Below are 11,270 nucleotides of genomic sequence, written 5' to 3' on the forward strand. Positions count from 1 at the left end.
AGCCTAAAATATACAAAAGGTAATTATAATAATTCGATATTAAAATAATCGTTTTTTATCAATCATTTTCAAAAGTTTAGACTTTGATGTCTATGTACAAGTCATTTCGTCTCACTATTATTAGTATACTTTTCAATGAAACATAACTTCCTATAATTTATATTATGTAAACTAAAATTATTTGGCGTGGAGGAGGGCTTAGATACGTCAACTACCCATTGTAAAAGGACACAAAGATGTCTCACTTCGGGACACAAAGTACGCACATTCGCAATTTATTCGTAATTTCGAAAAAATCGGGACACGAAGTTTACACAGTTAGTCATTCTGATTTTTTATCATTAAAATTAAGTCCACTCTATCTTACAGTAATTTTACTCATATAAGAGACATAAAAAATGTATAAGTTCCTTATATGGGGAAAAGGATAAATAGTTCTGATTCTGAAATGTTCGAAATGGTTTAGTCAATTCATTTACTATATACGAATAAGAAATGTCCAGACTACTAAAAAGACCATACACAGTCTATTTCCTCAACAAATTCAACTACTTGTTAATCCTATACGTTTTCCACCTCCTATGTATATCTAGTGTCTAAGTGTATATGGAAAGTTTTATCATTTTTTTGGACTTAATCTTAATAAGATTGTGTTTCTCTCAAATGTTTAACTATAAAAAATAAAAAGAATCCATTTCATAATGAATTCTTCTCTAGTGAATTAGTTTACTATTTTATTTCGGAAATGCTGAATGGTTAATGCTACATCATGTAAAGTATATGGGACATTTTTAAAGTAAATGCCCTCCCTTTTAATCCATTCGACTGCGATATCCATTGCTTCTGTTTCTTCATTTAAATATGTGTCTTTTGACAAAAGAAACTGCTCTATGGATATCAATATTTTCTCGTACATTACTTTTTCAATAGTTGAAAAAGGCTTTGACAATAAAGAAATTCTAAAATGATTGAGTGTGTATAATCTCTTATATACTTTTTTTAATTTTCGTTCCAGTTTTTCTGCTTCTTTTATCAATTCGTCGCATTGAATAGCATCAAAATTTTGTTCATAATAATCCACTAAGTCACTATAAATAACCTTGTTATTGTTACTAGTTGTTCCATTCAAAATAATGAAGGATTTCCCTTTGAATAATTTGCTTGGTGTAACAAAAAGAATGATAATTTTAAGTATTGTAGGATCATTTGCTAACTCTTTAGGGAATTTAACTTCTTGCATTCTACTAGCAACAATAATAAAACAAGGAATGTTATAAGCGCCGAAAAAGATATCTATATGATTTTTATAGTTTTCCAGCTGAGGAGAGTCGAAATAAGCAAAAGTATTATTTATTTCTGCATATCCCGATTCAAAAATAGATTTCCGCAGGGCATTAACTATAAAAGGCTTTTTACGGTTGGTGATTTTGATCTTCATATGAGCATTATTACAGACATGTTGAATTACTTTGGATAAATCTTTATAAATGTATTCTGCATCCTGCTTTGGTACACAAGTAGGAATTTTAGTTATATCGAAAACGAATTTCTTCTCCTTATCATACTTTATTTTGTCATAAGCATGAATCATATTATTAATTTGTTTAATGCAGCCATCTAAATTATATTTAATTTGCTCTGTATTGAAACGAAGTGTATCATCAAAAGCTAACTGTTTTACCCACAAATCTCTTCTTAAATCCCTTTCTCTTGCTTCTGAAGAGCCGTGATAAGTATTTCCGTCACATTCCACCGCAATCTTACAGAACTGTCCATATACAAGGAAATCAAGTATATACTTCGCATTCCAGTTGTCCTTATTACCATCGTAAACAGTATATTGAGCTTTAAATTTTATGTTAGCCTCATGAAGTGCGGATTCCATTAATTCTTCGAGGGGGCTATTTTCATTTCTTATTATTGGATTCATCATAGAATACCTTCTTTATGATATTTATAATAAAGGATAACATATACACATGGTAAATAATGATTTTTTTGGGAAATAGATTAGAATGTTTGTACTTGTATTGATAAAATTTATATATATTTACTAATTTATTATATTTCCGCACTACGTTTTTCCATTATAACTGTATCATGTCATTTTTTCCCTCGTTCCTACAACTTTAAAGCCCATCTTTTTATGTAATTGAATACTTGAAGCATTGATTGCAAAGATCGATGATTGAAGTGTCCAAAATCTGCTTTTTCACTCACTTCAATTAGTATTTCAAACAACTTTGAGGCAATACCATTCCCTTTACTATCACTTGATATATAGACACTTACTTCTCCAACTCCAGAATAAACAGCGCGTGTTGAGACAGATGAAATGGCAATCCAACCAACCACTCTATTGTGTTTTTCTGCTACAAAGCTCCAAGCAGCATGATGTCTTTCATCCCATATCTGTGCACTTGGCACAATTGTTGTATATGGACGAGAATCTACAGACATTTTGGACAAGAAAGTCCGGACACTCTTATTTTTAAATTATAAAGACACCAAAGTAAAATCTTTGGTGTCTCAGACTGTAGACAAACTCGATGAATTTTGAGTTTGCCTACAGTCTTTTTTCTTTTACAATGAAATAAAGTAAAGCCGTTGATTTCCACTACGGGCGGACGCTTTCCGCGGGCGGGGTCGAGCTGCTTCCCTCGCTTCGCTCAGTCCAGGATCTCGACTTTCCCGCTTTTCCCGCAGGAGTCGCCGCCCTTCGTTCCAATCAACTTCTACATAAAGAATTCCTTATTCATCTATTGATAAAAAGTAAACTTTTGAGGTGATCAACCATGATGACGAAGAATCAAACCAATGAACGTGAACAATTAGAAATGTTAACGATTGATCAATTAGTTCCCAACGATCATTTAGTGAGAAAACTGGAGGCTGCTATTGATTTTTCATTTATCTATCCTTTAGTAGAACATCTCTATTCACCTAATGGGCGTCCAAGTATTGATCCTGTTGTTCTCTTTAAAATGACGTTTATTCAATATGTTTTTGGCATTCGCTCCATGCGTCAAACGATCAAAGAAATTGAAACGAATATGGCGTATCGTTGGTTTTTAGGATTTGGCTTCCATACAGAAGTCCCGCATTTCTCTACCTTCGGTAAAAATTATGTCCGTCGCTTTCATGACACCGATATATTTGAACAGATTTTCTATCGTATATTAAAAGAGATTATGCATCAGGGACTCCTCCATGCAGACCATCTATTTATTGATTCCACGCATGTGAAAGCGAGTGCGAATAAACGGAAGTATGATAAAAAGGTCGTGCGAAAAGAAACACGAGCTTATGAAGAGAAGCTTCAATTAGAGTTAAATATGGATCGAGAAGAACACGGAAAAAAGCCCTTTCCCCCGGAGAAGTTTGAAAAAGAAGAATGGAAAGAAATAAAGGAAAGCACGACAGATCCTGAAAGTGGCTATTACGTGAAGGATGAACGTACGAAGCAGTTTGCATATTACTTTCATGCAGCCACAGATGAAAAGGGCTTTGTCTTAGGTGCCATTGTGACTCCGGGAAATGTGCACGATAGCCATGTATTACAGCCACTTGTTGAAAGGGTCATTCAAAATGTTCAAAAACCATTAGCTGTTGCAGCAGATGCAGCCTATAAAACACCAGCGATTACGAACTTTTTGTTAGAGAATCAAATGTTGCCTGTTCTTCCGTATACACGTCCTAAAACGAAAGATGACCGCGATTATATATCCATACGCATCCATTAATTGATTGAAACTTTTAGGGTTTCCACTAACGGTAAATACACCATCTTCATCATATCGCAAAGAACGGACCTCATTTGAGAAAGTCCCATCTTCATGTTTTATCACTTCAGTAATCGTAGTCCCCGCATACTGTTTCCCTTTAAAGTAACTTTCTAAAATTAACACCCACGCTGTAGGGATGCCCCCCATTGCATATGCCATTGTCCTTTTAGCAACTGTATTTGTATGAATATTATTATTCGCCTGAACTTCAACCACGATTTTTTCATTCCCTGTAATTGCTTCGACGAATACATCCGCTCTTGAATTGTAATCAGCATGGATACTTTTAAATACGCGTTCTAACTTTGGGATATATCCAGATTCCTTAAACAAGTTGTAAATTTTCAATTTCGTAATAGCATGTTCAAATGACTCAGGTAACGTACAATCCTTTTTATGAAAATGACTAAAACAATTGTTTTTAATACTATTTGCAACGAACTTCATATCCTCACCACAAGAAAAACATTTAAAACGACCTGAATCATGTTTCTTTAGCAAATCTCTCTCTTCTGAAGTCATTTTAGTTGATTGAAATAACCAAACCTCATCTCCTTCATACAGAAAGATCTCTCCTGTTTTATGTTGAACTCTTTTCCCTTCTTCATAAGGCAAATAAGCGTATAAAGACATTTATAAAAACCTCCTTATCGTTTAATAAACTGTAGTTCAGCTAAGTTAATATGTATTAATTAAACTTTTACAAATACTAATTCAGTCATTTAAAATCATTAAGCAGCAAATCATTACAACTACCGTAGATGACACGATGTCTAAAATTAAAAAGCCGTACATTTGTTATACGACTTTTGCGTTACTTATATCATTCAAGATATACTTCGATAGTTCCTTTAATCTCACTCCAGTTTTTAAATATCATTTTGTTGATTTAGTTTTCCCACATCTTTAATTTCTGTCATTACAATAATTCACCAAATAGATAATTCTATCTTTTAATGAGTTTAGATTACTTTCATCAGGATACTTTTTAGTTAATCTGTTCAAAATTTGGATAATTTTTTTTAGTTCTTTTTTAGGAACAAAAAGCTTTCCAAAGGAATGAAGTTTTCTAAATTCTAATAAATTGATAAGATTACCATTTTGATGACAGTGATCACAATACCATTCAGATGATTTAGAACTCATCTTTGCAGCATGCTGACAGTGGATACAAGGAAATTCTATCGTCTTAGAATACGGATGGTATATATAATCAATCTTTTGAGTTTTGAAGAATGAGAGATAAACATATTCGCTACTCATTAAGTAGTTGCTCCCACTTTAGCTTTACTTTAGAATTCCTCATAAACTGTTTAAAATCAGAGCCAGTGATAACGTATTTATTTCCAAATGAATAACTTGCGAGCTTTCCCTGTCTACACCATCGTCTTACGCTCTCAACATGCATGTTGAGTAATTTTGAAATGTCCTCAGGGTTAAGAATTGTATTATCTGGGACATCGAATAATTTATGGAGAGTTGTGTTTTTAGTCATTTTGAACCTCTCTTTTAATTTTGATTTTAAAAGTCGGAACATGTGGATATTCAATACATGTTCCCTGTTCCTTATACTTCGTCCCAAGTACTCTTGATATATACCTTTTTAGTTCCAAGAATATTGTTTTTTAAGGCTGCTTCCATAGACTGTGTTAGTTTATAACCATTTAACTGATACTCCCGATAGAATTTCCCCGAGCAACTAAGAGAACAAAATTTACTTTTGAAAAAGTACTTTTTCAATTGATACATATTCCTTTTATCAAAAGTTCTAGTTTTACCGCAATCAGGGCATTTATATAAAACAACATTTTTACCATATATATCACGACTTAGGCATTTATTTATCAACTCACGTTTCCGCTTTAAATACACTGGTGGGTCCCATGAATATAACCATTTTGCAATAGCGTGAACGGAAGCGGGATCACCATAAGATAATACATAGGTATTTTTATTCTTTCGTACAGTTACAGGTTTTACGCCTAATTCAGGTTCAAAAATGTCCTTTATTTGCATCATCATTGCTTGTGTGCCGTTAAAAGTCAATTGCGGCATCCCAGTGGACTTTTTAATACTAATTGAACCATCTCCATCAAATATCCCTAAAATAAATGGTCGATGATCCCAGACCTGTTCTAGCGGGTATTTAAGTTTAAATGTCTTTTGATGCTCTAAGCCGTATTTTAATAAATCCGAATAAATGATTTTACTGCCAAATGTGATTCTTGAATATTCCCTTCCCTTTGTATAATCAGGTTGTATTTGAGCTTCCGATTCAATTAAATTCTTGAGATACTCTAAAATATAGGCATCTCTTTTTTGAATCTTAATTTTTAAACCAGCATAATTTTTTTCATCATATGAAAATACGTGACCGTCACTATATATCCAACCAAGAAAATAAAGCTTTTCTAACGTATCTAACTTTTCAAAGAACTCTTCGTTTAATGGGTACTTTCTTGCCTTGTAAGTAAAACCTGCACTGACTAAACACCTTCTGATAACCCCATGGGTAGTGTTGTATTGCCATGCAATTTCTCTTAAACTCATTCCTTGTTCTTGATGTAATTCATTAAACATTTCAATGTCTTTCTGATTAAATCTTTTGTTAAACATATTCTATCTCCCCCTTTAAATGTTTGATATTAGCAATGTTGACAGGAAGATAGAAAAATATACTATCTTAATTTATTATTTTTTGAAGTTTCATATTTTTTTACTAGTTTAAACCATAAAAAAAACCATCAAAATGATGGTCCTACTTCAACAAATATTAACTTTTCACAATGTTTATTGAATGATCATGTTTTATATTTATAAACATATACACCCTCTCATTGCTCAAGACGTTCCAATTGCTCTATTAATAAAATTAAAAGACAGAGACTAACCTTCGTCTCCTGAATTAAGGAATCCTCTTTACCAGTTTTTTTATATTGATTCAATTTTGAGTTAACCATTTCCTTTTTAAAATCAACATTGCATTGTGCCTCGATATTAGAAATATCAATTGGTTCTGATGTAATTTTAGTAAACTCTTTTGAGAGATGTTCTGCCTCATCTATACACTAGCACTTAATGTGAAATATCTGTAATTAGAGTACTCTAATTGTATTTCGACAAGTATATTTAACTTTATTAAATCTTTAGTTCCTTGTTCAATACTACCAATGCCTTCTTAAAAATGTTCAACAATTTGAGACATTGTAATATCAAAGTTATACCTTTAATAAATACTAGTAAAGCTTTTGAGTTAGAGTTAATCTTTTTATTATTTAAAACACGAATTATTATAAAATCTATTACATCTGTGCTATTTGGGAACAATTCGACAATTAGAAATGCAAACCTTAATTTCCGTATTGAAACATGAATTAAGGTCTTTAAACAACTATTCAAATTTGATAAATATTCTCAATGAATTGAATAAATATTACTTCGTAGTTCATTTATTTACTAAATCTTTCAAAGTATTATCGAATAATCGATAAATAACTAACATAATTTTTCATCTATATCATCAACAAGCTCAACTAATTGCTCGTCCTCGAGGTATTCTATATTCCTATCTTTTTCCGCTCAAAACATCACCTTTTATAAAAGTTAGGGATACTTATACTTTATCACATGTAATTGCTTTTTATTGTTCCATTGTAAATATAAGATTGATCTTATAATGTATCATTTAATGTTGTTTAAGTTTAAATTGTGATAAATAAAATGCAAATGTGCTTTTATTTTTACCATGAACTAAAATGACCTCCTAATTTAAACTGTTGGCGCAGTTTTAATAGGAGGTCTTTCAATAAATATTCATTTCTGTTAAAACTAGGTTAGGTCAAACGTTTTGCTTATAATAACAAGTCAGGTTTTCCAGCACGTAGCCTTTTCTATTTAAGTGTTAAGTGTAGTATATTGTTTTTTAATTTTCCAATACCAGCAAAAGACTCAAAAAAAATGAGGGTTGAGAAGCGAGTGCCGATGTATCTAGCACTTGCGTAATTTCCGGGGCATGTGTTAGTTGGTCCGTTGCATCGTCTTATTGATATGATATCGGAGTAATCCAGCCTGATAGAGCTGCCTTGTCATCTTTATAGAGATAGGGAATTTTGGTTCATCATTTTAATAAACAGTTCAACTTTTTATCAAAACCTCAGTTATTATATCTTGAGCTTACTAGCGCTTTAAGTAGATTACGTTCATTAACTTTTGACTTATTAGTGAGTCAAAATCTTTCGGTAACAACGCTGCTTTACATACATAAGAAGCAATCATTATAGCAAATTTAGTAGCTTGGCTGTATTTTGTTGCTAACTGTCTCGAAAGAGTATAAATCGAAATTAGCTTCTATTATTGTTCATTCGCTTTTGATAACTTAGAGGTCACTATAAATAATCTATCCACAGCTCTACTTACACCAACAAAGTAAATCTTTTTTTAATCACTAACATGTGTTGAGTGTGAAATTTTGATCACTAAAACGATGGAACAGTATTCGCTTTTTGTTTTATATAGAATTAACTAAACATGTCCTCAAAATAGCTTTTTATACGTTCTATGTCCCATTCTGTTCCTTCCGCGGAAGGCCTAAACTTAATTCTTTCCGGATTACCTAAAGTTGAAAAGTACAAACTTAACGGAATAATTGAAGTATCTTTTAATCGGGAAAATTTCTTTTTGAATGATGGATATTCCCCCAATATTTCCTCATATATACAATCTCTGTGTATATAACTTTGCATACCGTATAATTTATGCTTATCACAATAAGCGAAAAAATTTTTTAGTAATTTCTCTTCAGAAATCCCTTCTTGTCTTAGGTGTTTTTCGAAGGAAATAATTGGCTCAATGTGATATATCATCCTTTGAGTTTTTTGAATTATATCAGCCCATGTCTCATAATGACCGTCAAAGTCGATGCCCATTAAACGTTCAGCTAATAACTTCATCAAATTATTTATATAGATAAAAGCAAGTTTGCCATCAACCGGGAAGAAAGTACCTAGAACGGATAAGCTACCAGTCCTAAGGAAAACATTTGCTATATTTTGGTACGCACCATTCATTACATGAGTTTTACAGGCACCTAGAATTGTTATAAGCGGTTTCCATTTTAGTTGTATAATATCCTCTTCCTCTATTTTCTCCATCCTTCTAATATCAAGCGTGCCTTTCATTGCGTGATTATCATAATCGCCATGTCCGTAATAAATAAAAATCGTTGGTTTAAAATCTTCCATAATTTGTTTAAAACTATTTTTTGATTCAATTTCTTCATACTTAATCTCAACTTTAAGTGGAGCAAAATAAGATTGAATTGCATGAAATAATGCTTTCCCGTATTTAAACAACATATCATCTGGACGTAGTGTATTAACTATTAAAATCTTAACTGTATCTACAGCAAGTTCATATTCTAATGATGCTCTCATATGATAGCGAATTAGATCATCACCTGAAGTAATAGGCAATCTACTTACAGTCTTTTGCAGGAATAAGGGTATTCCACCAATTTCCATCCACTCCAAAGGTAAGTCTGATATTAACTTGATATGTTCACTATGTATATTAATGATATCTATAACTTCATTAGAATAAGCATTGTTAATTATCTGTTTTAGTTTTCTCATTCCTTCATTAAACCTTGGCACCATATTCCTATCTTCCATATCCACACTTATTTGTGAAATAACTGAAGCTTCATCATAAAATTCTGATGCTGGTATATGTTTACTAGGTATGTAAGGTATTCTTCGTCCCAAAGCATATAATAAATACATGCTATTAATTAGATAAATTTCCTTTTTCCTATCATCTATCATCCCATCTACAAGGTCAAACTGAAATTTAGTCTTTTCCTCAGAAGAAGCCTGAATGACTTTTTCGTTTAATATAGGGTAATACCCGTCCGCATCACAAATTGCCTTCAGTATCTTATTCGGAATTTGCTTTTTTTTCTCTAAAAGATTATTTTTATATTTTACCATCGGATAATTTGCAGAGTGTGCTAATAATACAATATCAGTAGATAACATGTTTATTTTTTCATTTTCTTTAATTGATATCGCCACATTATTATATACATTCCAATTTTTTTTCAAGATTAATTGAATGTCTTCATCAGTAAACTTAAAAATTTCCTGAAAAGAGATATACGTTTCATTATCTTCATTCAAATAACAACTCAATATTGAAGTCAAAAGTTTTTCTGCAATTAATAACTTTATTTCTGAAGCTATTTTTTCCCCTTCCTCATTTTCATAACGTTGAATATTGTTTTTGGGAACTGCTATATTCAATCCCTCTCGTGAATTAGAATATAAACCACGAAGTTTTCTTTTGACAGCTACTAAAGGCAATCTTGATATTGTTGTCATCTCAGATAATGTCGGAAAATTAGTTTTGTCTAAGTCCCACGTAAATCCTGTAAATTTTGTTTCCCAAAATTCATACAGTGATTTCACTAATCTTTCGTCCGAAAAATGATACGTTTGAGGTGTTGATTCCGTTACTATAGGAAGTTCTATATTACCTATGCAATCAAGAATAGTACTATTGTCGTTACCGGGTAAAAAGAAAATACAACCATAAGTATAGCGTTTAAATAAATCTTTATTTGCTTTCAATTCATTTTCACTAATTATATCTATTTGATAATCTAACATCCAGTCTGAACTTAATGGCCAGCTGAGCTGGCATTCTAATATATGAGTAGGTAAGCATTCGATAATAGAAAGGGCTAATCCAATAGGAATTAGTTCTCTTGAAAATTCATTAAAAAAAGTTGGTATTCTAGTTTGGTGAGGGTAAACGATAAAATAATGAAATACCCCCCTAGAATCGTGCAAGTCTACATCATAAAAATCATTCATAGTTTAGCCTCTCTCTTCCATATATTTATCTTCTACTTAATAATTCCATCTTTCTTTTTTTGCAAAGAAGGGACAATACTAAAACCTCGAAAAATTAGAAGAATAGTAAAAAGGATGTAGTGTCTGAAAATTATAACATTTCCTTCAATATTTAGTTTTTTTCATTTTATCAACAGAATATCCCTTGCATAACTATAATAATCAATTCCTTTTTTAACGCAATTGATTAGTAACGGTAAAATTACTTCATTTGTTGGTGTAAACGTCAAAATTATCATATAGTACATATCTTAAATCTATTTCCTTATCGTAACCCACATCCTTCACAATTAACTACTCTGAGATTCGCGACTTTAATTGGAAATCAACAACAGTGTGATACTAGAATAATAGATACTTGTACCAACTGTAACATTAGTAAAGTAATTGTAGCTTAGGGTGATTGTGACGGAATTCCTCCTAAGTTAGTCCAACGTCGCACTAATTGGATTTAGATCGTCCTAGATATTGAAAAAGTTGTCATGTTGGAGACAAATCCATGGATGATAACCCTCGTCATGGTCGTATGTGGAACGGAAACCCTCTATTAAATAAAATGAATTAATTTGGTTTA

General features: G+C 31.8%; 7 protein-coding genes and 1 pseudogene. 1 reads left to right on the forward strand and 7 read right to left on the reverse strand.

Going from position 1 to position 11,270, the window contains the following annotated elements:
• Nucleotides 1–721: 721 nt before the first annotated feature.
• Nucleotides 722–1,933, reverse strand: a complete 1,212-nt coding sequence (locus MHI22_RS04420) for an endonuclease domain-containing protein (RefSeq protein ID WP_340811135.1) — start codon at nucleotides 1,931–1,933, stop codon at nucleotides 722–724.
• Nucleotides 1,934–2,121: 188 nt separating this feature from the next.
• Nucleotides 2,122–2,460 carry a GNAT family N-acetyltransferase gene (locus MHI22_RS04425; protein WP_340811136.1) on the reverse strand — a complete coding sequence of 113 codons (339 nt, stop codon included), beginning with the start codon at nucleotides 2,458–2,460 and terminating at the stop codon, nucleotides 2,122–2,124.
• Nucleotides 2,461–2,795: 335 nt separating this feature from the next.
• Between MHI22_RS04425 and MHI22_RS04430 the strand changes: the two are divergent.
• A pseudogene (locus tag MHI22_RS04430) lies at nucleotides 2,796–3,710 on the forward strand (IS1182-like element ISBsp5 family transposase); the annotation flags it as partial.
• Here the strand turns inward: MHI22_RS04430 and MHI22_RS04435 are convergent.
• The 5 genes from MHI22_RS04435 to MHI22_RS04450 form a co-directional block, all read right to left on the reverse strand.
• On the reverse strand, nucleotides 3,657–4,418 hold the full coding sequence (locus tag MHI22_RS04435) for a competence protein CoiA family protein (RefSeq protein ID WP_340811137.1): 762 nt from the start codon (nucleotides 4,416–4,418) through the stop codon (nucleotides 3,657–3,659). The pseudogene MHI22_RS04430 and the gene MHI22_RS04435 sit on opposite strands and share 54 nt — an antisense overlap.
• 273 nt (nucleotides 4,419–4,691) lie before the next feature.
• Nucleotides 4,692–5,048 (reverse strand): hypothetical protein, encoded by a 357-nt coding sequence (locus MHI22_RS04440; RefSeq protein ID WP_336637846.1) that lies wholly within the window; start codon nucleotides 5,046–5,048, stop codon nucleotides 4,692–4,694.
• Entirely contained in the window at nucleotides 5,041–5,322 is a 282-nt protein-coding gene (locus MHI22_RS23380; protein WP_419719895.1) for a helix-turn-helix domain-containing protein, read from the reverse strand. The genes MHI22_RS04440 and MHI22_RS23380 overlap by 8 nt, the downstream gene beginning before the upstream one ends.
• Nucleotides 5,323–5,351: 29 nt before the next feature.
• Nucleotides 5,352–6,401 (reverse strand): hypothetical protein, encoded by a 1,050-nt coding sequence (locus tag MHI22_RS04445; RefSeq protein ID WP_340811138.1) that lies wholly within the window; start codon nucleotides 6,399–6,401, stop codon nucleotides 5,352–5,354.
• A gap of 1,901 nt (nucleotides 6,402–8,302) precedes the next feature.
• Nucleotides 8,303–10,657 (reverse strand): hypothetical protein, encoded by a 2,355-nt coding sequence (locus tag MHI22_RS04450; protein WP_340811139.1) that lies wholly within the window; start codon nucleotides 10,655–10,657, stop codon nucleotides 8,303–8,305.
• Between the last annotated feature and the right edge of the window lie 613 nt (nucleotides 10,658–11,270).

It is taken from the genome of Lysinibacillus sp. FSL L8-0312 (genome assembly GCF_038003285.1).
GTDB lineage: Bacteria > Bacillota > Bacilli > Bacillales_A > Planococcaceae > Lysinibacillus > Lysinibacillus fusiformis_D.